We start from the raw sequence: 24,246 nt of genomic DNA, 5'->3' as shown, positions 1-24,246 counted from the left end.
GTACATAACCATAAAATATACAAAAATTTTTCAATTTTGCTAATTTTTGACATTTTAGCCCCTTTTCAAGGATAGTGAAATAAATATCTGGTGCTCTAAGGTAAATACCTCCCCATTTTCCACCTTCATATTTTCCACTAATTAATTTAATTTCTTTTGGCTCATCACCTTCAATGCCTTCAAGGAGAAGTTCTTTTTGAGTTTTTGGAAAAACTCTTAAATTGCTGTTTTTCTTTAATTCATTCACCTCTTCTATAAAGATTTCATTGTCTATTGATATTACATCTTCAAAAGGTTTTTTATACATTATAAATTTAACTTTATTATCTAAATTAATTTTATTTGTATTATTAATTAATACTATAACAGTGTTAATATCTGCTTCTTTAAAACTTCTTTTGACCTGATTATCTATTATTCTTTTCATTTCAAAATTTTTGAGCAAAAATTCTTGAAGATATTTTCCAAAATCAACATCTAACCAAGAATTTGAATTAATAAAGCAAAATGTTCCATTTTTATTTAAAAGAGAGAGTGAAAGAAAATAAAAATAAACATAAAGATCACATCTCCCACCAACTTTTATTTTCCATAATTTTTCCACCATTTCTTGAAGTTTTTTCTTATAGTTATCTTTTTGCTCTCTTGTTGGATTTTTTTCTAATGGAGGTCCTATTAATTCTTGTCTTACATAAGGAGGATTTCCAATTATAATATCAAAACCTCCTTTTTCAACAAAAACATCAGAAAAATCTATATCCCATAAGAAAAATTCTTTGTTTTCTTTTTCTAATAAATCTCTAAATTCTTTGTTAAGATTTTCAATTTCAAGATTTATTTTTTCAATTGAATTATTAATATTTTCAATTTCTTCTTCAAATTTCTTTTTTTCAAAAGCATTTTCTTCAACATAACTTAATTTTGAATTATATTGATCCCAACTTTTATTTTTTTCATTTACCAAATTATTTCTATCTTTTATTAATTTATTCTTTTTTTCATCATAAATCGTCTTTATAAGATCATATTCTAATTTTTTAATAATATCTTTTCTATCAGATTCTCCATCAAAAAATCTTCTTTTTTCTTTTGCAATTTCTTGTGTTAAATTTTTTATTTTTGGAAGATCTATATTTCTTAAAGATATACTCTTACCAAGTATTTCTTGAACAAGAGAATCACCTTGTCTTATGTTAAAAGATAAATTTGGTAAAAGTGGATTCGTATATATATCTATTTCATCTTTATCAATATCAATAAGTAAATTCAACCAAAGTCTCAATTCAGCAACTCTTACTGCCCATTCCATTACATCAACGCCATATAAAGAATTTTTCATAATATTTTTTCTTAAATTGAATAAGTTGGTTTCATAACCTAACTTTATGAATAATTCAACTAAAATATTCATTGCCCTAACAAGAAATGAACCAGAACCAACTGCTGGGTCAAGAATTTTTATATTATCAAGATAATTTTTGATTTCATACTTTTCTTTTTCTGTTAGTTCATAATATTTATCATCAGAAAAAATAAATTTTATTAGTTTATTTTTATCAATATTGAGATTTCTGTTTAAATTTTCAACTAAAGACATTTTAATCATATAATCAATTTCAACTCTTGGAGTATAAAAAATTCCTGCTTTTCTTCTTTCATTTATTTCTTCACCATGGACAAGTGATTCATATACTTTTCCAAGCATTTCAGGGTCAACTGCAACATCAATATCAAAAGGCAAATCTTCTCTTATTGTGAAATTGAATCTTTCGAGAAGATTATTAAAAATATCATCAAATATTTCATCTTTTATCAATATTTCACCAATTTCATCAAATTTATTTTTTGAAAATAAACCACCATTTAAATAAGGCATTATTGAAAATGAAATTTTTACTTCATCTGGTAATTTTGTGTTTTTATAAACATAATTATGATTAAATGCATAGAAAAATAAATTTGATAGATAATCTCTATAAAAATTACTCTCTTTTGTTTTCCAATTATTTTTATATTTTAAATAAAAATTATAAAGATATTTTTTGTCTGGTTTATCTATTTCTTTATCTTCAATTTTCCAATATAACCAACCTTTTTTCTGTATAAAATAGATAAACATCATTCTATTTAATAATTGAATTCCAAAAAATCTGCTATTATCTTCTGATATTCCAAATTTTCCTAAATAAATAGAGATTTCTTCAAGAATTTCTTTATATTTTTCAAAGAATTCTTCTGTTACTTTTTCAACATTGAATGCTTCATCAAAAAGTCTTTGAATTTCTAGTCCTGGAATAGTATCATCTTTTATCTCAACAATTGCCAATCTTTCAGAATATGTTCTTAATCCTTCACCTTCACCTATTACCATTCTTCTTAATATTTTCTTTTTTACTTCTTTTTCTTCTTCATATTTTACATTTACAAAATGTAGTGTTCTTGGTTTTTTTTCATCTGAAAAGATAAACAACCCAAATGGATAACCATAAGAAAAAAGTTTTTCAATTACTTCTCTTTCAATCGCATTATTTAATTTTTCAACTTCAATAAAGAAAATATTAAAATCATTTTTACTTGAAATAATATTAATATTTTTAACTCTATTCTTTATTTCTTCTCTTAGAATGTTTTTAGGAATTTCCTCTTTTGTATAATTAAAATTTAAAATGGATGTGAAAAACTGAGTTAAACAATCTGATCCCATTTTATAAGGAAATTCTTTTAAATAATCAAAAATCTTTTTTTCAATTTCCCCTGTTTTCATTAATTTATTTTATACCATAATTAAATTTATTTGACAAAGGGGAGGAAATTGAATAAAATTTTATGAGTGGTGAAAAGAGAAAAAGATTTAATTTATTTTGATTTAAACAAACTTTTGGAGGAATTTCACAATTGAGAGGCAGAAGGTTAATATCAATAAGTTTCATAATGATTCTTATCACTCTAATTACAAGGATATTAGGCTTTATAAGAGAACAAGTTATTGCTTATTTTTTTGGAGCAACATTTCAATCTGATGCAATTAAAATATCAACATATATTCCTTTAACAATTTCACACCTTCTTGTTGCAGGTCTATTATCAGCAATTTTTATTCCAGTTTTCACAGATTTTTTAGTTGAGAAAAAAGAAAAAGATATGTGGGAAACTTTTAATATTTTATTTAATGTTATAGGTGTTATTTTTATAATTTTATCTTTTATATTTTTTGTTTTTTCAAAAAATTTTATTAATATAATGGCACCACATTCAAGCAATGAAATGAAAAATCTTGCAAATTCAATGTTTATATACCTAATTCCTCAAATGCTTATTCTTGCATGGGCTTTTCTTTTTGGAGGTCTTCATAACACATATGAATCATTTATTATTCCTGGTTTAGGGGGAGTTTTATATAACATCTCAATAGTTTTTTCTCTTATATTTTTTACAAAATTTTATGGTCCTTATGCAATTATATATGGATCTATGGTTGGAGCAATTCTTCAACTTTTAATTCAAGTTCCTTTTGCAATTAAAAAGGGTTGGAAATATAAATTTTTATTTAACTTAAAAAATCCATATGTTAAAAAAATAGGAATTTTAGCAGTTCCAATTTTAATAAACTCTACTTTTGGATATATTACTCCAATTTTTGAGAAATCTATTGGTTCTTTTTTTGGAGAAGGAGCAATTTCTTCTCTCGATTATGCTTTTAAAGTATCACAACTTCCGCTTGGAATTTTTGCATTTGTTGTTTCATTAATTATTTTTCCAACATTATCACAACTTGTTTCGAGAAAAGAGATTGAAAGATTATCAAAAACAATTCAATTTGGTATAAAATTTATTCTTTACCTTATGATACCATCTGCTGTTGGTTTAATTTTATTTTCGTATCCTATAATAAGACTTCTTTTTGAACAAGGAATGTTTACAGAAAATGCAACAAGAATAGTTTCTAATCTCCTGATTTTTTATTCAATAGGCCTTCCTTTTTGGGGCATGACCTCTCTTCTTGTTAGAGTTTATTATTCTTTTAAAGATACAATAACTCCAGTTATAATAAGCATAATAACAATAGTGATACAAATTTCACTTTATTTTTTAAACTCAAGAATAATAGGACTTTCTGGCATTCCTCTTGGTGCATCTATAGCAAGTGTTATTCAATTTATTCTACTTTATGGAATTTTATTTAAAAAATTAAAAACTTTGAGTTTAAAAAGTTTTATAATAGATTTTTCAAAAATTTCAATTTATTCTTTAATTGCAACTTTAGTGTCTTTTTTAATCTCAAACTATTTAGACAGAAATGGTTTCACTGTTTCAAAATATGGACAACTTGTTCAAGTTGGAATTGTAATAGTTGTAACATTATTTATATATTTTACTGTATTATATTTAAGAGATTACAAAAATTTGAAACTTGAACTTGAAAGAATAAGAGGTGGAATAGATGAAAAAAGTTAAAAAGATATTAACAATAGTGTTAATAGTATTAGTTGTACTTGTTGTATCATTTATAGGTTATACTTACTACATTTTATCTTCAATTAATCCAAAAAATAGTGAAAACAATGAAAATAATCTTCCTCCTAAAGAAATTGATTGGAACAAAAAAATAAATATTCTTCTTGTTGGAATTGACCAAAGATATGAAGATGAAATGTCAAGATCAGATACAAATCTTCTCCTTTCTATTGATCCTGTGAATAAAAAATTGGTTCTTATATCTCTTCCAAGAGATTCATTAGTTACTTTGCCAGGTTATGAGGGTGATGAAAAATTAGCCCATGCTCATTCATATGGAGGAGTACCTCTTCTTATTAAAACTGTTGAATCAATTTTACAAATTGAAGTTCCTTATTATGTTGAAGTTAATTTTGAAGGATTTGTAAAAATGATTGATTTGATCGGAGGAATTACTATTGATGTAGAAAAAGATATGAATTATGAATCTTATCTTGGAGATGTAAAAATTCATCTTAAAAAGGGATTACAACACCTTAACGGAGAGAAAGCACTTGAATATGTTAGATTCAGGATGGATGAGACAGGGGATATTGGAAGAATGGAAAGACAGCAAAAATTTATTAAGGCAGTAATTCAACAGGCACTTGAAATTTCAAATACTTTAAAGCTTCAAAAAGCACTTCTTGAACTTAAAAATTGGGTAAAGACAAATCTTGAACCAACACAAATAATAAAATTAGGATTAATAATGAAAAATATTCATGAAGATGACATGATATCAATGACACTTCCAGGAGTGAACTCTTGGAAAAATGGTCTTTCATATTATATTCTCGATTATGATAAAATTCAAAATATAATTGATGAATACCTTAAAGATTAAAGAATTTATAAAAAATTTAATAAATGAAAGTTTTATTAATAAGGCACTTTTATTTTTAAGCGAATTATATTATGAAAGTTTTATTTCAAAAATTTTCAATTTGATAAGAAATTTATATTATGATAGTTTTATTTTTAAGGTTTTCAAAAAAGAAGATGAGGAGATTTGTTTTAATGTAAAATTTTTTAAAATTAAGTATGAAGGAAACTATAAAACTTTATTAATCTTCTTCATAATTATATCAATTCCTTATATTTTAAAAATCGGTTCTTTATCAATAAAAATTTTAATTTTTACTCTTTTATACTTTATTTTTTTATTTCTCTTTATAAAAGAAGATTTAATAAAAGATTCATTCCTCTATAAACTATTGGGTGGAAAAAATGATTGAGTTAGGCGCTCTCTTTTTTTCATTTTTGATAGCATTATCTCTTTTGATTAAACCTCAGTTTAGTTTTATTTTTTCAATTCCCCTTCTTTTTTATTATTTTCCATATAAATTTACTTTTTACCTTATACCTCTTTATCCTATAATTGATTTTTTTATAAGAAATTCATTTCCAAGCGTTTCATCAATATGGGATGAAGGTTTTATATTGATTTTAATTCTTATTTTACTATTCAGAGTAAAAACTAAAAAAATAAAATTAGGGGAATTAATTTATCCTGTTCTTATTTTTCTTTTATCATTACTAATTTCTTCTTACTTTACAAAAATTGATACAAGAATTGCATTTGATGGAATAAGAAGTTATTTAGAAATGTTTCTCTTCTTTTTAATTGTTTTAAATTTTATTGAAGATAAAAAAGATATTGAAAATTTTATAAATCTCTCAACTATTTCAGTTTTAATTTTATCTCTTTATGGTATATATCAATATATCGCAAAAGTATCAATTCCTTCATCATGGATAGATAAAGACCTTGAAACAACAATTTCAACAAGAGCATTTTCAATTTTTGGATCTCCAAATGCTTTTGCTGGTTATCTAATACTTTTAATTCCTTTAATTTTTACCATATTTTTAACTGAAAAGAAAAAAATCAAAAAATTATATTATCTTTTTGTTCTTGGAGTATCTTTATTCGCACTTCTTTTTACTTTAACAAGAGCAGCACAAATTTCAATTGCCTTTTCTTTTTTAATATTTACTCTTTTATATAAGGATAAAAGATATTTTCTTGTTTTACTAATTCTTATTCTAATTGCTTTTTCTATTCCTCAAATAAGAGTAAGATTTTTAAATCTATTATCACCAATTTACCTTGAAAAAGCAAAGACATATGGAAGACTTTTTAGGTGGAATCTTGCAATTTCAATTTTTTCTTTAAAACCAATTTTTGGCGTAGGTCCTGGGGGTTTTGGTGGTGCAGTTGCAAGTAGATTAGGTATGTTTGAAGGGCTTTATGTTGATAACTATTATTTAAAAACTTTAGTTGAAACAGGAATAATTGGTTTTATCTCATTTTTATATCTTATTTTTTCAATTTTAAGAAAAGGTATATCAAATTTGATTAATGTAAAATCTGATAAAGAAAAGATGATATCTTTAGGAATATTTTTGGGTTTAGTTGCATTTTTCTTAAATAATCTGACAGAAAATTTGTGGGAGATTCCAACATTGAGTGTAACAATGTGGAGTATTGTTGCAATTTTATATTCAATTAGAAAAGAATGAAAAAAATTGGTGTTTTTATAAGTGGAGGGGAAAAGGGTGGGTCAAGATATCAAGTTATGACTTTAGCAAAAGAGTTAAAAAGTGAATTTGATTTTGTATTTTTTAATTTTTATGAAGGACTACTTTATAAAGAAATAAAAGAATCAAATTTTAAACAATATTTATTCAAAGGTTTATTCAATTTTAAAGATATTGAAAAATCAATAATTAATGAAAAATTAGATTTGATTCACACTTATGGTTTTAGAGGAAATTTTTATGGAAGAATAATTTCAAAAAAATTAAAAATAAAATCTATCACATCTTACACAAGTTTTATGTATGAAGATTATAGTTCAAAATTAAAAGGAGTGATTTTTGAAAAAATAGATAATTTTACTTTAAAAATTCCTGAAATGATTATTGTTCCTTCTACTTCTTTAAAAGAGTATATATTAAAAAGAGGATATAAGAGGGATGTAAGAGTTGTTCACCTCGGAATAGAAATATATAATGAGTTTTATAAAAGAGAAGATTTTGGTTTGAAAGAAACTGATTTTGTAATTGGCTCTGTAATGAGACTTGAAAGGGTAAAAAATCCGATTTTTTTAATTGATACCTTTTCTCTTATTGAAAAAGAATTAAAAAATGCAAAGTTATTAATAGTTGGCGATGGTTCATTAAGAGGTGAGATTGAAAAAAGAATAGATGAACTTTCTTTAAAAGAAAAAGTCATTCTATTAGGTTTTAGAAAAGATGTTAGAAGAATTTATGGAATATTTGATGTTTTTGTTCTTCCTTCAATTAAAGAGGGGTTTTCTATTGCAATAATTGAAGCAATGAGTTCATCTCTTCCTGTTGTTGTTTATGATTCTTTAGGAGTAAGAGATATAGTTGATAATGGAGTAAATGGATTTATTATTAATGAGTTAAACAAAGAAATCTTTGCTGAAAAGATAATTTATTTTTTAGATGAAAATAAAAGAAAAGAATTTGGTGAGAGAAATAGAAAAAAAGTTTTGGAAAAATTCACAAAAGAAAAAATGGTTGAAGAAACAAAAAAGATTTATAAAGAGGTTATTTTATGAAAAAAATTCTTTTTGTTTCATTTTTCTCTCCTCCAATTGGTAGTGGCGGAGGTGAAAGAGTTATAAAATTAATAAAATATATAAAAGGGTATGAAAAATATCTTTTAACAAGCGATTATCCAACTTACAAATATAGAGATGACACATCAAGAATACCAGAAGATACTAAAGTTATAAGAGTAAAATTTAAAGACCCAAGAATTTTTATTCCTAAATTTATATATAGATTTTTAAAAAGAGAAAAAGGGAGTAACGAGACAGATATTTTAGAAAGATATAGAGTTTTAAAAAGTTCTTTATTGACAAAAATAAGATTAAGGTTATTTATTCCAGATGATAAAATAAGATGGGTAAAAGATTCCAAAAGAGTTGCAAAAAATCTGGTTGAAAAACAAAAAATTGATGTTGTTATAACTTCAGGGCCTCCTCATTCAACTCATCTTATTGGTCTATATTTAAAAAGAAAATTAAATATTAAATGGGTTATGGATTTAAGAGACCTTTGGAGTGAAAATCCATTTGTTGAATATCCACCATCTTCAAAGATTAAAAATAGAAAAATAGAGGAAAAATGTCTTAAAGAAACCGATTTAATAATTGTGGTTACAGAATCTTTTAAAAAAGTTTTGCTTAAAGAATTTAAATTTTTAGATGAAAAAAAGATAAAAGTTGTTTATGGAGGTTTTGACAAAAAAGATTTTGAAGTTGAATCTAAAGAGTTTTCTTGTTTCTCAATTTCTTATATAGGTAGTTTTTATTCTCTTCAAACACCAGTATTCTTTTTTAAAGCATTTAAGGAACTTATAGAAGAGGATGAGAATTTTAGAAAAGAAGCAAAAATTTATATTTTGTCTCCTTTTGAGGAAAATACAAAAAAAATTGTTGATGAAATGAATTTAGTTGAATTTGTTAATATCTCAGGATTCTTACCACATAAAGAAGCAATGAAATATCTATTAGGATCAAAACTTTTATTTCTATTTTTAGGAAGAGGTGGAGAAGATACTGTTCCACAAAAAACATTTGAATATCTTGGAAGTGGAAAAAGAATCATTGCTCTTGTTCCAGATGGGGAATGTAAAGAAATTTTATTAAAATGTGGAGTAATAGATATAGTTGAACCAGATAATATTGAAAATATAAAGAGAACTTTAAAAAAAATATATAATGATTATCTAAATGGGGTTCAGATAAAATATAATAATGATGAAATTAATAAATTTTCAATGGAAAATATATCAGAAAAATTTATTGAATCTCTAAAAGATGGAGGAGTTCTATAATGATATCAGTTTTTGGGCTTGGTGCAGTAGGTTTACCATTATCTCTTATTTTAAGCATGAAAGGCCTTAAAGTTTATGGGGTTGATATAAATAAGAAAAGAATTGAAGATATTAAAAATGGAAACAGTGGACTTTTTGAATATTATAATGATAAAAGCATTGATGAAATAATAGTAGATGAGATAAGTAAAGGAAATTTTATTCCAACAACTAATTACAAAGAAGCAGTTTTGAACTCAGAAGTTATCATGATAACAATTCCACTACCTTTGAAGAGAAACAAAGAGATAAATTATGACTTTTTAATAAAAGGAATTGAAAATATTGGAAAAAACTTAAAGAAAGACACTCTAATTATTTTAAGAAGCACAGTTCCTATTGGAACAACAAGAAAGTTAGTTCTACCAATGCTTGAAGGATACACTGGTTTTAAAATAGATAAGGATTTTTATCTTTCATATGTACCAGAAAGAATGGCTGAGGGTAAAGCATTTGAAGAATTGGTAAACATGACAACATTGATTGGAGGTATTGGAGAAAAAAGCATAGAGAAAACACTTAACTTTTTTAAAACAAACTTTAATGGTGATTATCATATTGTAAGTAAAGTTGAAGTTGCTGAGGCATCAAAAATAATTGAAAACCTTCAAAGAGATTTAAACATCGCAATGGTAAATTCATTAGCAAATATATTTTTAAATATTGGTCTTATTCCTCATGAAGTTATTGAAGCAGCAAAAACCCATAAAAGGGTTAAAAATCTTCTTTCTCCTGGTCTTGGTGTAGGAGGTCATTGTCTTCCTTATGCATATTATTATCTTAAAGAAAGTGTAATGATAAACAAAATTGATTTATCGCTGTTTGAACTTGGAAGAAAAATAAATGATGACATGCCTAAGAGAGTCTTAAAAATAATTCTTGAAAGATTAAAGAAAAAAGGAAAAGATCCAAAGAGTGCAAAACTTGCTCTTCTTGGTTTAGCTATGAAAGATTATTCAAAAGATACGAGAGAAAGCCCATCTTTAAAATTTCTAAATATTTCAAAAAAATATTTTAAAGAAGTTTGCGTTTTTGATAATGAAGTTTCTATTCATTTGGAGGAGAGAAAAGAAGATCTTTTTTCAACATTAAAAGATTCTGATGTAATTGTTATAAGTATTATTCAAAAAAGTTATGAAAATTTAAAAGTTGAAGATATAAAAAATTTAGTTAAAAAGGATGCTTTAATAGTTGATATTAAAGGTTTATTAAATAAAAAAGAATTAAAAGAGAACTTTGATTCAATAATTTTTTAATTTGAGTTATTAACAATGTTAAAAATTAGATTTCTAAAATTTTCTTTTTTATTTAAACCATTTCTTGTTGAAACTTCTATTCTTGGAATATTAAATAAATTTATTCCATTTTTTACAAAATATCCATTAAACCCATCAAAAGCCATTTTAAATCCTAACTCTGACAAAATTTTATGAATATTTAAATCGTTAGAACCAATTGATAAAGGGTAAGCAAATGCAAAGGTATCTAAATTATATAAATTTAAAAACTCCTTAGATTTTTTAATGTCATTTTTAATAGTTTCATAATCTTTATTTTTAACAAGTTTCTTAAATAAGTTATGTATTTTATGTGAGTGCGATATTATATCGATATATCCTTCTTCTTTTAATTTAGAAATCTCATCTAAATCAAGAGTCCATCTGTCATTAACAAATCCAGTAATTATAGATATGCCACCTTTAAATTCATATTTTTTAATCAACTCATAAACTTTCATAAAGTTTTTAAATCCATCATCAAAAGTAAGATAAACTGCTCTTTCAGGAATTTTTTTCTTAAATTTTATAAAGTAATAAATATCTATCATATTTACAGGTTTAAAATTAAATTCTCTTAATATTTTTAAGTGTTCCTCAAATTCTGATTTAGATATAAAATATTTTGTTTTTAAATCATTTTGATCATCATAAAAACCGTGATACATAAATATTAAAAGTTTCTCTTTTCCATTTGATAATATAGAATTTTTAATTTTTAATATTTTATCTCTTCCTCCATTACTTATTTTTTCAATTGATAAAAGTCTTCCAATTTCATATAAACTTTTCTCAAAATTTAAAACAGAATTATCTTTTTCTTTACCTTCAACTTTTAAAAAAACAAAATTAAAAACAAAAAATAAAATTAATATAAATATAAATAATTTATTAAACATTATTTTTATTTTATATTATTTTTTTAAATTTTTACTCTTTATCTATTCCATTTTTATAAGCATAATCAAGAGCTTCAATCTGCATATCTTTTAGTTTATCTTTTAAATTTGCACCTTTTTCACTTAATTTTTCAACTCTTTCAATTACATCAATTGCTATACTAAACCTATCTATTTGATTTAAAATTGCAAGTTGAAGTGGAGTTGTAATTCCACCTCTTCCTTTTAAAAACGATACAAGATATGATGAGTCAATACCAATTTTTCTATTTTCTCTATATCCTCTAACATGAAGATTTTTATGATTTGTTCTTCTATAAGTTAATCTATGAATCAGCCAAGGATAACCATGAAAGTTAAAAATAATTGGTTTATCTTTTGTAAAATATAAGTCAAATTCTTTGTCAGTTAATCCGTCTGGATGCTCTGTATTCTGAGTTAATGTAAAAAGATTTAAAACATTTATAAATCTTATTTTTAAATCTTTGAAATTTTCTTTTAAAATATTTACTGCAAAAATTGCTTCTTTTGTTGGAATATCACCACAACTTGCAATTACAACATCTGGCTCTTCATTTGGATATGTTGAGATAAAATCCCATATTCCAATTCCTTTTGTTGCATGCTTTTTTGCCTCATCAATTGTAAGATATTGAGGATGTTTTTGTTTATCAATAACAATTATATTAATTCTATCAGTTGTTTGAAGAGCGTGCCAAACTACCCAAAGAAGAGTATTTGCATCAGGAGGAAAATATACTCTTACTACATTAGGCCATTTATCCACAATTGAATTTATAAATCCTGGATCTTGATGGGTAAAACCATTGTGATCTTGTCTCCATACAACAGATGTTAAAAGAAGATTTAATGAAGAAATTGGAGCTCTCCATGAAACATCAGTTGAAATATCAATCCACTTTCCAAACTGATTTACCATTGAAGAAATAATTTGAGAAAAACCTTCATAAGTATTTAAAAAACCATGTCTTCCTGTTAGTAGATACCCTTCAAGCCAACCTTCAATTGTATGTTCAGAAAGATATTCCATAACTCTTCCATATGGAGAAAGATATCCTTCATCTGAATCTTCTGGCAATATTTTCGCCATCCAAGCTTTTCCATATTCAAATGTTGCATCTAATCTATTTGATTTTGTTTCATCTGGTCCAAAAACTCTAAAATTATTTCTATTTAATTTAATTACTTCTTTCAAAAAATTACCAAGGGGTTTTGTATTTTCAAAACTATCTTTAATTCTTTGGTTTATTTCAACTTTAAAATTTTCTACATCTGGAAGAATTAAACTTTTTCTTATTAATCCACAATTTGTTACAGGATTTGAACTCATTCTTTTACTTCCTTTTGGAGAAAGCTCTTTTAAATCTTTTCTTAATGAGCCATTTTCATCAAAAAGTTTATTTGGTTCATAACTTAAAAGCCATTCTTCAAGAGCTTTTAGGCTTTCAGGGTTTTCTTTTACATCTGAAAATGGAACTTGATGTGCTCTCCAATAACCTTCAATGAAATGATCTTTGTATTTTTTTGGAGCAGTCCAACCTTTTGGTGTTCTTAAGATTATCATTGGATAAAGATATCTTTTTGGTGTACCACTCTTTCTTGTTAAATCCCAAATTGAAAATATTTTTTCAATTGAATAATCAAATGCTTTAACCATTTTTTCATGAACTTCAAGACCATCATCCCCTTCTACCAAAATAGGTTCATATCCATAACCTTTGAAAAGTGATAAAAGTTCTTCATTTTCAATTCTTGATAAAACTGTTGGATTGTTTATTTTATAACCATTCAATAGTAAAACTGGAAGAACCATTCCATCTGTAATTGGGTTTAAAAATTTGTTTGAGTGCCAAGATGTAGAGAGTGGTCCTGTTTCTGCTTCTCCATCGCCTATTACAGTTATTGCAATTAAATCTTTATTGTCAAAAACTGCTCCATAGGCATGAGATAAAGAATATCCAAGTTCTCCACCTTCTTGAATTGAACCAGGAAGTTCTGGAGTACAGTGACTTCCAAAACCTCCAGGAAAAGAAAACGCTTTAAATAAATTTTTTAATCCAATTTCATCCTGACTAAATTCTGAGTAAATTTCACTCAGAGTTCCTTCAAGATAAACTGGTGCAATTACACCTGGGGCACCATGACCTGGACCAGCAATAAAAATAGCATTAATATCATATTTGTTAATAACTCTATTTGAATGAACATAAACAAAACTTAAACCAGGACTTGCTCCCCAATGTCCAAGTAGTCTATTTTTAATATGTTCTTTTTTTAACGGTTCTCTAAGAAGAGGATTATCTTGAAGATAAATCATCCCACATGCAATATAACAACATGCCTTAAAATAATCATTTAATTTGTCAATCATCACATCCTCCAAAATTACTCAATAAATTTTAATCAATTTATACAATAAAAAATGGATATTCTAAAGTTTTTTTGGGTCAACAATCTCATAAGTCCACCTTATTAGATCAAAAAGGTATTCTTCATTAGATAGAATTTTAAAATTCATTAATATTTTTTGAGATTTATTTATATAGTTCTTTGAAATTTTTTTAAGCATATTAGTATGGATTCCTTAAATTTTCTCTTATAAAATCTTTATGGATACAATTAATTTTTAATTTTTTAGTTTTATTTGTTTTTAATTTTTCTATTAAATTATCAAGAAAATTTTTGAAAAATTTATCTTTATAATAATTTTTTGATTTTCCAAATATTAATTTTATAAATTCATTAAATTTTTCTTTTAACATAAATTAATTATAACAAAAGACAATTTTTAAAGAGTTTCTAAAAATTTTTTTAAAAACCTAAACTTTTTTCTAAATTTTTCTTTCCCTCTTCTGATATCTCTTCTCCAAAATCGAAATCATAACCCCTTATTGAAAGCAAATAAAAATCATAATGTTTTTTATTAATAAATTCTGCCCATATTAATAGTTCTTCTGGTGGTAAGTGATGTGTTAAAGGTGAAAATTTTTGAGTTTTTTCAATTTTTTTTAAATTTACATCCTTCCCCTCAATACTTGCATCAATAAAAATTACAATATCATAATCTTTTATATCATCAATCAAAGAATAAGAAAGCTCCTGAACCTTAATCTTCTTAACTTTCTCATCTTCTATAAGGTCCAGGAGCTTTATGCCTAATCCATCATCTCTTCTATATTCATTACCAAAACCAACTAAAATTACCTTTTTAGTCTCTTTTGACAAAATTAATTAAGTTTCCCTTTTTATCATATAGTTCAATAACAATTGGCATCTTCCCTATTGCATGGGTCGAACATGAAAGACATGGATCATAACATCTTATCGCGCCTTCTACTCTATTTAACATACCTTCTTTAAGATTTTTTCCATCAACAAAACCTTTTGCAACAAGTTCAACTGCTTTGCTCATTGCCCAATTGTTGTGCCCTGTTGCAACAATTAGATTTGCTTTTTCAATTGTACCTTTTTCATTGACCCAATAGTGGTGAATTAAAGTTCCACGAGGTGCTTCTATTACTCCAATACCTTCTTTATTTGTTGGTTTTCCTGGAATAAATGTATCTTTTGACACAACCTCTGGATCCTCAAGAATTTCTTTTGCTCTCTCTAATGCATAAATTGTTTCAATTAGTCTTGCATAATGATAATAAATTGAACCTTCAATTGGTTTTCCATTACCCATTTCCTTAAATTTCTTAAACTCTTCATTAGCAAGAGGTGTTGAAATTTTATCTGATGCATTTAATCTTGCAAGTGGCCCAACTCTATAAACTCCATCAGGATATCCAAATGGTTTATAGTATGGAAATTTAAGATAACTCCAATCTTCAACCTTTTCTCCAATGTATTTTATGTAATCTTTATCTTCAAACTCATTAACAACTTTTCCATTTTTATCCATAAACCTTATCTTTCCATCATAAAGTTCAAGAGAACCATCATTTTTAACAAGTCCCATATAACCACTTTGAAATGAAGCAAATTTATCACATAATTCTTTATTTTTCTCAATAAAATCGAGTGCAATTTTTATTCCTTCTTGAATGTAAGATATCATTTCATCTATTCCTGAAAGAATTTCATTTCTTGCTTCTTCAGAAAGTGCTTGATTTACCCCTCCTGGAATTGCAAATGTAGGATGAATTCTTCTTCCAGCAACAAGTTCAATTATCCTTTGCCCAAATTTTCTTAGTTTTACTGCTTTAAGAGCAAGTTCTGGGTTTGTTTGTATTAATCCAACAACATTTCTTATTCTTGGATCAGCATCCCAACCTAAAATTAGATCTGGACCTGCAAGTTCAAAAAAGTGCATTGAATGTGATTGAATAACTTGACCCATATGAATTAATTCTCTTAGAAGTTTTGCAGATTTTGGAATTTCAACTCCTAAAATTTCATCTGTTGCTTTAGCTGCTGCAAGGTGGTGACTTACAGGACAAATTCCACAAATTCTTGGGGTAATAATTGGCATTTCAGCAAAGTAACGCCCTTCAGAAAACTTTTCAAAACCTCTAAACTGATCTATATGAAGATATGCTTCATCTACTTTTCCATCATCATCTAAAAATATTGTTACTCTTGCATGTCCTTCAATTCTTGTAACAGGATTTATTGTTATTTTTTTATTCATCTTTCACCTCATTACTCATATTTTAAGAGTTCACCTGTTAAAACAGGTGTTTTACCTTCTAAAATTTCTTTTAATACATGATAAATTGAATCTGCAGATGGAGGACAACCTGGAATATAATAATCAACTTTAATAACTTCATTTACTGCCTTTACTTTTGGAAGGTGTTTTCCAAGTTCAGGTGATGTTGGAATTTTTCCATCAACAGTAGTTTCTGTTTCTATATATCCTCTTTTTAATAATTCATCGACAGAGAAATAATTTCTCATAGTAACAATTCCACCAAAAACTGCACAATCACCAATCGCAACTATAAATTTACATTTTTCTCTCATCATTTTGACTTCTTCTTCATGATGGTCTGTTGCAACTGCACCTTCAATTATTCCTATATCTGTATCATCGTCTGGAACTTTAAGGTCTGTTATTGGAGTTGCATTTATCTCTAAACCTTTATTTATCAATTCTACTAATCTTTCATCCATATCAAGAAAAGACATATGACAACCAGAGCAACCTTCACACCAAATTGATGCAACTTTTATTTTTTTCATCCTTTCACCTCATTTAATTGATGATACTCTATTAAATTCATTTAAAAAATTTTTAAGGTCAAGAGTTTCAAATTTTGGATTTAAAACTTTTTCTTTTTTAACAACTTTACCATCAATATTATAAAAAGTACCCTCTCTTTCAAACCCATTAGATATTCCAACAATAACATCAGCTCTTTTTAAAAGTTCTTCTGTTTCATATGGAGTAAATGCAATAATATAAGTATCTTTATTAAAATTCTTGAGACCATCAATATTTTCTCCAAAGAATATAACTACCTTTGAATTTTTAATTTCATTTTTAATACCAAATTTATTTAAACCAATAGAATTTGTTTCTGGAGGAAGCCATAAGAATTTGTAATTGTCTTTACTCTTAAGAATCTCAGCTGCCTCTTTTGGGATTTCTTTATAAATTACAACTGGAGATTTAAAATCTTTTAATTCCTCAAGTCCCTCTTTAAGTTGATTTATATTAAATGTATAGTGAGAAATTTGTGCAAGAGAGTTAAAATCTGAATCAAAAACAGCAAGTTTTCCTTCTCCTCCTAAAACTTTTCTTTTAACAAAAGAACCAACAACTCCATATTCTCTGTTTAAATCAACACCTATAACAATAAATTCTTTTTCATTATTTAAATCTTTTAGTGTTATACTTGATGGAATTTGAGGTTCATTTGTATATAGAGAGTAAACTTTATCTTTAAAAACATTTTTTATTAATTCAATCTCTTCATTAAAAAGAGTTCCATCAATATAAACAATAAGTTCATTAATTTTCTCAGAAATAAGTTTAATTAGTCTTTCTCTATCTAATTTTTTAAAGTTTGCTTCTTCTTTAAATTTTGAAGAAATAACTCTTGGTTTCTCTTCAAACAAGGCAGAGTATCTTCCAATTTTACATAAAACTCCACCATTAATCTCTGAATTCATATCTCCATAAATTTTTACTATAAAATTTGAATTTTTCTTTTTATAAATTTTTGTACCACATCCAACTGCACATTCATTACAATTTGAGTAAATAATATCTGTTTGTACATCTTTTCCAAGATAAACACTTCTTTTATCAATTAATGCTCCGGTTGGACAAACTTGAGTACATAATCCGCATGAGGTACAACTTGATTCTCCAAGAGGTAGATTCATGTCAGCAATAATTAAAGTTTCAATTCCTCTATTCATTTCACCTAATACAAAATGTCCAGCGAGTTCAGAGCATGCTTTAACACATCTTCTACACAAAATACATCTATTTGGATCCATAATTATGTAGTCATGTGAATTATCAACTTCAAATCTTTTTTCATAAGTTGGAAATTCAAAGTGATCTAAACCAAATTCATAACCCATGTTTTGTAGTTCACAGTTTCCCGATACCTCACAATACATACAATAGTGGTTTCTTTCAGTAAAAAGTAGTTGAAGCAATAATTTTCTTGAACTAATAACATCTGGAGTATCAAGTTTTATATCCATATTAGGAGCAATAGGAGTATTACAGGATGCAACAAGTTTACCTCTATCTTCAACTATGCATAATCTGCATGCACCTTGTGGTGAAAGTGGTTCAAGATAACATAATGTTGGAATATGTAAATTTAACTCTTTAGCAACTTGAAGGATAGTTTTTCCTTGATCTACTTCAATCTCGTTTCCATTAATTTTAATCTTAATCTTCTCCATAATCACCCTCTCTCTTTAAAAGTTTTGATCTAAAATCCTTTCTAAAATCTTATATAAAAACAAAGATAAATCAGAATTAATTATAGCATTAATATTACCGTATAAATAATCTAAATCAAAATAAAAATTTATACTACCGATATAATTTATATTTCTTTTTTCGCACTCCTTTAATATGAATTCGTCTGAAGAAAATTTCATGTTCTCAATTAAACCTAAAATTTTTGCATTTGAAAGTTTTAATATTTCAAAAAGTTTAATAACTGTTTCAAAGGAAATTCTTGAGCTGTTTGAAATTATTAAATATTCACATTTTTTAATAAATTTTAATAAATCAAGAGTTGTATCTCCAATGCCTGGTGGCATATCAATTATTAAAAAGTCTAATTCTCCCCAATTTGTAATTGTAAAAAGTTCGAGAAAAATATCAGTTAGTTCATTTCCTCTTAAAGATAAAGGTTTATTCCTTGTAAATGATAAGATTGATATATATTTTAAACCATTTATATCTTGAGGAAGAACTCCATTTTCTTCAATTAATTCAAAATTTTTTACTCCTAAAACAACATGAGTTGATGGACCATATATATCAAGGTCAAGCAAACCAACTTTAAACCCTTTTTCTTTTAAAATTAGAGAAAGAATTGATGCAATTGTACTTTTACCAACACCACCTTTTCCACTAGATACAGCCCAAATTCTTTTTATTCTATCTAATTTTTTTTCTATATATGAGACTCTAGGATCGATACTCACTTTATATCCTCTAAAAAAACTCCTCTTCCATTTATAATTTCAAAATCAATGCTTCCACATTTCGGACATTTTATGTAAATATGAAGTGTTTCTGGTATAAAGTGTATTGCTTCTTTTTCATCTTCGCTTAAGTTTTTAAAGCTTTCCATAAATTTCCATTCATTTCTGCAATTGTTACATTTTAAAATAGCCTCTTGAGTTTCATAAATTATTTTTGAATTCTTTAGAAGTGTATCTTTAATCAACTCTTTAAATGCATAATCAAATACTTCAATATCAATATTTTGAAGTTCACCAACTTTAATGTAAATTTCATTCACTTTTTCAATATTTTTTTCTTTTGATAATCTTAAAGATGATTCAACAACTGCTTCTGCTAAGGCCCATTCATGCATAATATATATTTAAAATTATACTTATTTTAAAAGAAAAAATCAATATATTGTTTATTATTTAACAGATTCTTGGGAGTAAATCTCTCTTTAATGTATCTAAAATTCTTTTTGTTCCAATTTCTGTTTTAAGATAAACCCTTTCTCCTTCTTCCTTAATCTCACCTATTATATTTGCTTCTTTTCCAAGAGGATGTTTTTTTATAAATTTAAGAATTTCTTCACCTTTATTTTTATCAACAACCATAATAACTTTTCCTTCATTTGCTGAATAAAGAGGATCAATACCAAGGATATTTGATGCTTCCTTTACCCAATTTTTTATTGGCAAAGAATCTTCCCAAATTTCAATATCAAATTTATATTTTTTAGTTATTTCATTTAAAACTGTCGCAACTCCTCCTCTAGTTGGGTCTCTCATAAATTTTATTTCTGTAAAATTATCAAGTAAAGGTAATACTAAAGAATTTAGTGGTGCTAGATCAGATTTAACTTCATCTCCTGTTTTAACACCAAGCCTTTCAAGCATAATTGCAAGCCCATGTTCTCCAATTCCACCATTTATTAATATAAGATCTCCTTTTTCTATTTTTCTTTCCTTTAAATCTCTTTTGTTTTTTATAATTCCAATTCCTGAAGTATTAATAAAAATTTTATCCCCCTTACCTTTTTCAACTACCTTTGTATCACCAGTAACAATTTTAACTTTAGTTATCTCGCTTGCTTCTTTTATTGATTTAATAATTTTTTCAAACTCTTCTAATTCAAAACCTTCTTCAATTATAAAACTTAAACTAAAAAATAGGGGTTCTGCTCCAACAACTGATAAATCATTTACAGTTCCGAATATAGCAAGTTTTCCAATATCTCCTCCTTTGAAAAATGGAGGTGAAATAACATAAGAGTCTGTTGTAAATGCTAATTTGTCTTTTAAATTTAAAATTGCTGAATCTAATAATTCTGAAAGAATTTCATTGTTTAGTTCCTTTAAAATTTTATCAATCAATTTTTTTGTACCCTCTCCACCACTTCCATGAAAAATAGAGATTTTTTCACTCATAGTTTAGTTATCTCCATATAAAAAATATGCAGAACACGCACCTTCACTTGAAACCATACATGGTCCTACTGGATTTTGTGGATTACATACCTTTTTAAATAATGAACATTCATTTGGTTTTATGACTCCTCTAATAACTTCATCACACCTGCAACCTAAAACTTTTTTACTTTTAATCTCATATTTAAAGTAATTTCTTATTTCAAAATTTTCAAATTCATCTTTTAGATACAAACCACTTTTTTCAAGAATACCTAAGCCTCTCCAATTTGCATTTTCTACTTTAAAAACTTTATTTAAAATTTCTTTTGCGGTTTTATTTCCCTCTTCTTTTACACTTCTTTTATAAGCATTTAAAACATCTGCATCACCCTTTTCAATCATATTAACAAGAAGATATATTCCATAAATAATATCAATTGGTTCAAAACCAGAAATAACAAAAGGAATTTTGTATTCTTGAAAAACATCCATCCAACCTTTTTTACCAATAATTGTTGAAACATGACCTGGTCCAATTATTCCATTCAATTTAACCTCTCCCATTTTTAATATAGCTTTCATTGCTGGTGGAGTTAATTTATTTAAAGAATAATAAAATAAATTTTTTATTCCTAATTCTTTAGATTTTATGATTGTATATCCTAAATTTGGAGCAGTTGTTTCAAAACCAATACCAATCAAAATATAATTTTTTTCTTTATTTTCCATTGAAATATTAATAGCTTCAAAAGGATTATAAACAATATGAACTTCTCTTCCCATAATTCTTAAATCATTTAAACTCATTTCACTGCCCTTAACATTTACAAGATCTCCAAAAGTAATAATTTGAAAATTTTCTTCAAGAGAAACTTTTATTATATAATCAATATCTTCTTGAGATGTAACACATACAGGACATCCTGGTCCTGAGAGAAGATTAATATTTTCTGGCAAGAGTTGTTTTAAGCCATTTTTCATAATTTCATGAGTATGTGTTCCGCAAAATTCCATTATATTAATTTCCTTTTTTGAGATTTTTTTAATTAAATTTGAGATTTTTAAGATAATTTCTTTTTTATTCTTTTCCATTTTTTAATTCATTTAAAAGAGAATTTATCTCTTCTGTATCTTCATTTGAAAGTATTGAAATTGAAAAACCAGCGTGTACTATAACATAATCTCCTTCTTTTATCTCTGGTGTAAAAACCGTATTTATTTCAAGAAATGATTCACCCATTGAGACAATTGCTTTATCTTGATTTAGAATTTTTATTACCTTTAAAGGAACTCCAAGACACATTCTTAAAATTTACTCCTTTCCTAAAATAATTTGTCCTAATGATATTCCTCCATCATTTGTTGGAACTCTTCTATGAAAATATAGTTTAAAATCACTTTTTTCAAATAACTCATATATTAAGTTTATCAAAAGGCGGTTTTGAAATACGCCACCACTAAATCCAATATTATTAATGTGTTCTTTTTCTTTAAAAATATTTGAGATATCAAAAATAATTTTTGCAATTGTATTATGAAATTTTTTTCCTATGTAATCTTTTGTATACCTTTCTTTATCTTCTATAATTCCTTGAATAACTTTTAAAAAGTCAACTTCAATTTCATTTCCATCAATTAATTGATAACTATAAAAATCTTTTGTTTCACTTTTTGATGATAACATTTCAAGAGAAATTGCTGCCTCTCCTTCATAACTAACCTTATCTTTTATATCAAGTAAACTTGAAACCATATCAAAAATTCTTCCTAAAGATGATGTTTCTATAAGATTTTCATTTTTCTCTATCATTTTTTTAATCAATTCAACTTCAAATTCACTATATTTATATAAAAATTTTTCTGAATACTCATTCAAAAATTTAGAAAGGTATACAAAAAGAATTCTTTTTGGATTTTCAATTGAATAATCACTTTTTGTAATTGGAAAATATTTGAAATGTGCAACTCTCTTAATTTCATTAATATCTCCTACAAAAACTTCTCCACCCCAAATTTTTCCATCTTCACCATATCCTGTTCCATCAAAAGAAAATATAATTGTCTTTTCATTGATCTCTCTATCAAGAATCAAACTTAATGCATGTGCTTTATGATGTTGGATATATTTTATTTCAAGAATATTTTTGAATTTCTCTCCAAATTCTGTTGAAAGATACTGTGGGTGAAGATCACAAACTAAAATTTCTGGATTAATTTTAAAAAGTTTAATAAATTCAAAAATTGTTTCTTCGTATATTTCAAGAGTTTCTTTATCTTTTAAATCACCAATATGAGGACTCATAAAAACATAATTTTTATATCCAAGAGAGAATGTATTTTTTAATTCTCCTCCAAGAGAAAGAGTGGGTTTCAAATTAATATTAACCTTTATTGGGTCTGGTGCATAACCTCTTGCTCTCCTAATAAATTGAAATTCTCCTCTTTCAACAAAAATAACACTATCATCAATTCTTCTTTCTATTTCTCTATTATGAAAAACAAAAAACTTTGAAATGATTTTAAGTTTTTCTTTTGCTTCATCATTATCTTTTACAATTGGTTCATCTGATAAATTACCACTTGTCATTATAAGAGGTTTGTTGAACTCTTCAAAAAGTAAATAGTGATAAGGAGCATAAGGAAGCATTAATCCAAGATAATTATTTTGCGGTGCAACATTAGGCGAAATATCTAAAAGATCTTTAATTTTTAACAAAATTATTGGTCTTTCTTTAGATTTTAAAATCTCTTCTTCAAAATATGAAACAAAACAATATTTTTTAATTGTCTCAATATCTTTCATCATTAATGCAAATGGTTTTATTGGTCTTTTCTTTTTTTCTCTTAATTTTTTTACTGCTAAATCGTTAGTTGCATCACAAGCAATATGAAAACCTCCAACCCCTTTAATTAAAATTAATTCCCCACTATTTAATATATTTGAAATTTCTTTAAAAATATTTTCTTTTATAATCTTTTTTTCTTCTATATTCTCAATCCAAATATGAGGTCCACAATTAAAACAAGCATTAGGTTGTGCATGGAATCTTCTTGTATTAGGATCTTTATACTCTTTTTCGCAATCAACGCACATTTTAAAAATTTTCATTGTTGTTTTTTCTCTATCATATGGTAAATCTTCAATTATTGTATATCTCGGGCCACAATTTGTACAATTAATAAATGGGTACATGTATCTTCTATCATTTGGATTAAAAAGTTCTTTAAGACAATCTTCACATATTGCAATATCAGGAGAAATAAAATTAAAACCTTTATCTTCTTTACTCTCTTTTATAAAAAAATCTTTAAACTCTTCTAATTCTATTAGATTCTCTTCTATTTTTTCAATTTTTGAAAGAGGAGGTGGATCTTTTTTAACCTTTTCAATAAAATTTTTTATTTTTATATTCTCACCTTGCAAAACTATTTCAACACAACTAGATGTATTTGCAACATATCCATTTAATCCAAATTCTTTTGCAAGTTTATAAATAAAAGGTCTAAACCCTACTCCTTGTACTCTTCCATATATCTTAAAAAAATAAGTTTTCATCTTAATAAGTTAATTATACAC

22 protein-coding genes are annotated in these 24,246 nt (G+C 25.9%); 7 read left to right on the top strand and 15 right to left on the bottom strand.

The features are described 5' to 3' along the window. Positions 1–2,764, bottom strand: a 2,764-nt coding sequence (locus N3D74_03875; protein ID MCX8095304.1) for an Eco57I restriction-modification methylase domain-containing protein, incomplete at its 3' end; no start/stop codon positions are given. Between the two features lie 131 nt (positions 2,765–2,895). Between N3D74_03875 and murJ the strand changes: the two genes are divergently transcribed. The 7 genes from murJ to N3D74_03840 are packed head-to-tail and all read left to right on the top strand — an operon-like array spanning position 2,896 to position 10,665. Then, positions 2,896–4,455 carry a murein biosynthesis integral membrane protein MurJ gene (gene murJ / locus N3D74_03870; GenBank protein ID MCX8095303.1) on the top strand — a complete coding sequence of 520 codons (1,560 nt, stop codon included), beginning with the start codon at positions 2,896–2,898 and terminating at the stop codon, positions 4,453–4,455. After that, a complete protein-coding gene (locus N3D74_03865) occupies positions 4,442–5,341 on the top strand; it encodes an LCP family protein (protein MCX8095302.1) in 900 nt (299 codons plus the stop codon). Before murJ ends, N3D74_03865 begins: the two co-directional genes overlap by 14 nt. Next, positions 5,322–5,732: a hypothetical protein gene (locus tag N3D74_03860; protein ID MCX8095301.1), complete on the top strand. Its 411-nt coding sequence runs from the start codon at positions 5,322–5,324 to the stop codon at positions 5,730–5,732. Before N3D74_03865 ends, N3D74_03860 begins: the two co-directional genes overlap by 20 nt. Continuing rightward, a complete protein-coding gene (locus N3D74_03855; GenBank protein MCX8095300.1) occupies positions 5,725–7,020 on the top strand; it encodes an O-antigen ligase family protein in 1,296 nt (431 codons plus the stop codon). The genes N3D74_03860 and N3D74_03855 overlap by 8 nt, the downstream gene beginning before the upstream one ends. Continuing rightward, positions 7,017–8,087 carry a glycosyltransferase family 4 protein gene (locus N3D74_03850; GenBank protein ID MCX8095299.1) on the top strand — a complete coding sequence of 357 codons (1,071 nt, stop codon included), beginning with the start codon at positions 7,017–7,019 and terminating at the stop codon, positions 8,085–8,087. Before N3D74_03855 ends, N3D74_03850 begins: the two co-directional genes overlap by 4 nt. After that, entirely contained in the window at positions 8,084–9,370 is a 1,287-nt protein-coding gene (locus N3D74_03845; protein ID MCX8095298.1) for a glycosyltransferase, read from the top strand. The genes N3D74_03850 and N3D74_03845 overlap by 4 nt, the downstream gene beginning before the upstream one ends. Continuing rightward, positions 9,370–10,665, top strand: a complete 1,296-nt coding sequence (locus tag N3D74_03840; GenBank protein ID MCX8095297.1) for a nucleotide sugar dehydrogenase — start codon at positions 9,370–9,372, stop codon at positions 10,663–10,665. The genes N3D74_03845 and N3D74_03840 overlap by 1 nt, the downstream gene beginning before the upstream one ends. On the opposite strand, the gene N3D74_03835 is transcribed toward N3D74_03840, so the two are convergent. The 14 genes from N3D74_03835 to hypF are packed head-to-tail and all read right to left on the bottom strand — an operon-like array spanning position 10,662 to position 24,225. Beyond that, positions 10,662–11,585 carry a polysaccharide deacetylase family protein gene (locus N3D74_03835; protein MCX8095296.1) on the bottom strand — a complete coding sequence of 308 codons (924 nt, stop codon included), beginning with the start codon at positions 11,583–11,585 and terminating at the stop codon, positions 10,662–10,664. The two genes, N3D74_03840 and N3D74_03835, sit on opposite strands and share 4 nt — an antisense overlap. Before the next feature lie 31 nt (positions 11,586–11,616). Further along, a complete protein-coding gene (locus N3D74_03830; GenBank protein ID MCX8095295.1) occupies positions 11,617–13,977 on the bottom strand; it encodes a phosphoketolase family protein in 2,361 nt (786 codons plus the stop codon). 60 nt (positions 13,978–14,037) lie between these two features. After that, a complete protein-coding gene (locus N3D74_03825; protein MCX8095294.1) occupies positions 14,038–14,175 on the bottom strand; it encodes a hypothetical protein in 138 nt (45 codons plus the stop codon). 1 nt (position 14,176) lies between these two features. Next, the gene (locus tag N3D74_03820) at positions 14,177–14,368 is read right to left on the bottom strand and encodes a hypothetical protein (GenBank protein MCX8095293.1); all 192 of its coding nucleotides are present in this window, start codon (positions 14,366–14,368) and stop codon (positions 14,177–14,179) included. A 49-nt stretch (positions 14,369–14,417) separates the two neighbouring features. Next, on the bottom strand, positions 14,418–14,831 hold the full coding sequence (locus N3D74_03815) for a hydrogenase maturation protease (protein MCX8095292.1): 414 nt from the start codon (positions 14,829–14,831) through the stop codon (positions 14,418–14,420). Next, positions 14,815–16,239, bottom strand: a complete 1,425-nt coding sequence (locus tag N3D74_03810; GenBank protein MCX8095291.1) for a Ni/Fe hydrogenase subunit alpha — start codon at positions 16,237–16,239, stop codon at positions 14,815–14,817. Before N3D74_03810 ends, N3D74_03815 begins: the two co-directional genes overlap by 17 nt. A gap of 11 nt (positions 16,240–16,250) precedes the next feature. Further along, the gene (locus tag N3D74_03805; protein ID MCX8095290.1) at positions 16,251–16,793 is read right to left on the bottom strand and encodes an NADP oxidoreductase; all 543 of its coding nucleotides are present in this window, start codon (positions 16,791–16,793) and stop codon (positions 16,251–16,253) included. Between the two features lie 9 nt (positions 16,794–16,802). Then, positions 16,803–18,479 carry a 2Fe-2S iron-sulfur cluster-binding protein gene (locus N3D74_03800; protein MCX8095289.1) on the bottom strand — a complete coding sequence of 559 codons (1,677 nt, stop codon included), beginning with the start codon at positions 18,477–18,479 and terminating at the stop codon, positions 16,803–16,805. Positions 18,480–18,494: 15 nt separating this feature from the next. Further along, positions 18,495–19,235 carry an Mrp/NBP35 family ATP-binding protein gene (locus tag N3D74_03795; protein MCX8095288.1) on the bottom strand — a complete coding sequence of 247 codons (741 nt, stop codon included), beginning with the start codon at positions 19,233–19,235 and terminating at the stop codon, positions 18,495–18,497. Beyond that, a complete protein-coding gene (gene hypA / locus N3D74_03790; protein MCX8095287.1) occupies positions 19,232–19,630 on the bottom strand; it encodes a hydrogenase nickel incorporation protein HypA in 399 nt (132 codons plus the stop codon). Before hypA ends, N3D74_03795 begins: the two co-directional genes overlap by 4 nt. A gap of 58 nt (positions 19,631–19,688) precedes the next feature. Then, positions 19,689–20,687 (bottom strand): hydrogenase expression/formation protein HypE, encoded by a 999-nt coding sequence (gene hypE / locus N3D74_03785; protein ID MCX8095286.1) that lies wholly within the window; start codon positions 20,685–20,687, stop codon positions 19,689–19,691. Between the two features lie 3 nt (positions 20,688–20,690). Continuing rightward, positions 20,691–21,761, bottom strand: coding sequence for a hydrogenase formation protein HypD (gene hypD / locus N3D74_03780; GenBank protein ID MCX8095285.1), 1,071 nt, complete (start codon positions 21,759–21,761; stop codon positions 20,691–20,693). Beyond that, positions 21,748–21,972 carry a HypC/HybG/HupF family hydrogenase formation chaperone gene (locus tag N3D74_03775; GenBank protein MCX8095284.1) on the bottom strand — a complete coding sequence of 75 codons (225 nt, stop codon included), beginning with the start codon at positions 21,970–21,972 and terminating at the stop codon, positions 21,748–21,750. The genes hypD and N3D74_03775 overlap by 14 nt, the downstream gene beginning before the upstream one ends. A gap of 9 nt (positions 21,973–21,981) precedes the next feature. Beyond that, positions 21,982–24,225: a carbamoyltransferase HypF gene (gene hypF, locus N3D74_03770; GenBank protein MCX8095283.1), complete on the bottom strand. Its 2,244-nt coding sequence runs from the start codon at positions 24,223–24,225 to the stop codon at positions 21,982–21,984. Positions 24,226–24,246: the final 21 nt, after the last annotated feature.

Source organism: Caldisericia bacterium (assembly GCA_026414995.1).
Lineage (GTDB): Bacteria > Caldisericota > Caldisericia > B22-G15 > B22-G15 > JAAYUH01.
The sequence above is the reverse complement of the archived record's forward strand: the minus strand, read 5'-3'. Positions and strand labels throughout refer to the sequence as shown.

What these genes read in the sequence shown, in the direction of transcription:
- N3D74_03865 (MCX8095302.1), top strand. Translation starts at nt 4,442, where the DNA reads ATGAAAAAAGTTAAAAAGATATTAACAATAGTGTTAATAGTATTAGTT.
- N3D74_03860 (MCX8095301.1), top strand. Translation starts at nt 5,322, where the DNA reads ATGAATACCTTAAAGATTAAAGAATTTATAAAAAATTTAATAAATGAA.
- N3D74_03855 (MCX8095300.1), top strand. Translation starts at nt 5,725, where the DNA reads ATGATTGAGTTAGGCGCTCTCTTTTTTTCATTTTTGATAGCATTATCT.
- N3D74_03850 (MCX8095299.1), top strand. Translation starts at nt 7,017, where the DNA reads ATGAAAAAAATTGGTGTTTTTATAAGTGGAGGGGAAAAGGGTGGGTCA.
- N3D74_03845 (MCX8095298.1), top strand. Translation starts at nt 8,084, where the DNA reads ATGAAAAAAATTCTTTTTGTTTCATTTTTCTCTCCTCCAATTGGTAGT.
- N3D74_03840 (MCX8095297.1), top strand. Translation starts at nt 9,370, where the DNA reads ATGATATCAGTTTTTGGGCTTGGTGCAGTAGGTTTACCATTATCTCTT.
- N3D74_03835 (MCX8095296.1), bottom strand. Translation starts at nt 11,585, where the DNA reads ATGTTTAATAAATTATTTATATTTATATTAATTTTATTTTTTGTTTTT.
- N3D74_03830 (MCX8095295.1), bottom strand. Translation starts at nt 13,977, where the DNA reads ATGATTGACAAATTAAATGATTATTTTAAGGCATGTTGTTATATTGCA.
- N3D74_03825 (MCX8095294.1), bottom strand. Translation starts at nt 14,175, where the DNA reads ATGCTTAAAAAAATTTCAAAGAACTATATAAATAAATCTCAAAAAATA.
- N3D74_03820 (MCX8095293.1), bottom strand. Translation starts at nt 14,368, where the DNA reads ATGTTAAAAGAAAAATTTAATGAATTTATAAAATTAATATTTGGAAAA.
- N3D74_03810 (MCX8095291.1), bottom strand. Translation starts at nt 16,239, where the DNA reads ATGAATAAAAAAATAACAATAAATCCTGTTACAAGAATTGAAGGACAT.
- N3D74_03805 (MCX8095290.1), bottom strand. Translation starts at nt 16,793, where the DNA reads ATGAAAAAAATAAAAGTTGCATCAATTTGGTGTGAAGGTTGCTCTGGT.
- N3D74_03800 (MCX8095289.1), bottom strand. Translation starts at nt 18,479, where the DNA reads ATGGAGAAGATTAAGATTAAAATTAATGGAAACGAGATTGAAGTAGAT.
- hypA (MCX8095287.1), bottom strand. Translation starts at nt 19,630, where the DNA reads ATGCATGAATGGGCCTTAGCAGAAGCAGTTGTTGAATCATCTTTAAGA.
- hypE (MCX8095286.1), bottom strand. Translation starts at nt 20,687, where the DNA reads ATGAGTGAAAAAATCTCTATTTTTCATGGAAGTGGTGGAGAGGGTACA.
- hypD (MCX8095285.1), bottom strand. Translation starts at nt 21,761, where the DNA reads ATGGAAAAGAATAAAAAAGAAATTATCTTAAAAATCTCAAATTTAATT.
- N3D74_03775 (MCX8095284.1), bottom strand. Translation starts at nt 21,972, where the DNA reads ATGTGTCTTGGAGTTCCTTTAAAGGTAATAAAAATTCTAAATCAAGAT.
- hypF (MCX8095283.1), bottom strand. Translation starts at nt 24,225, where the DNA reads ATGAAAACTTATTTTTTTAAGATATATGGAAGAGTACAAGGAGTAGGG.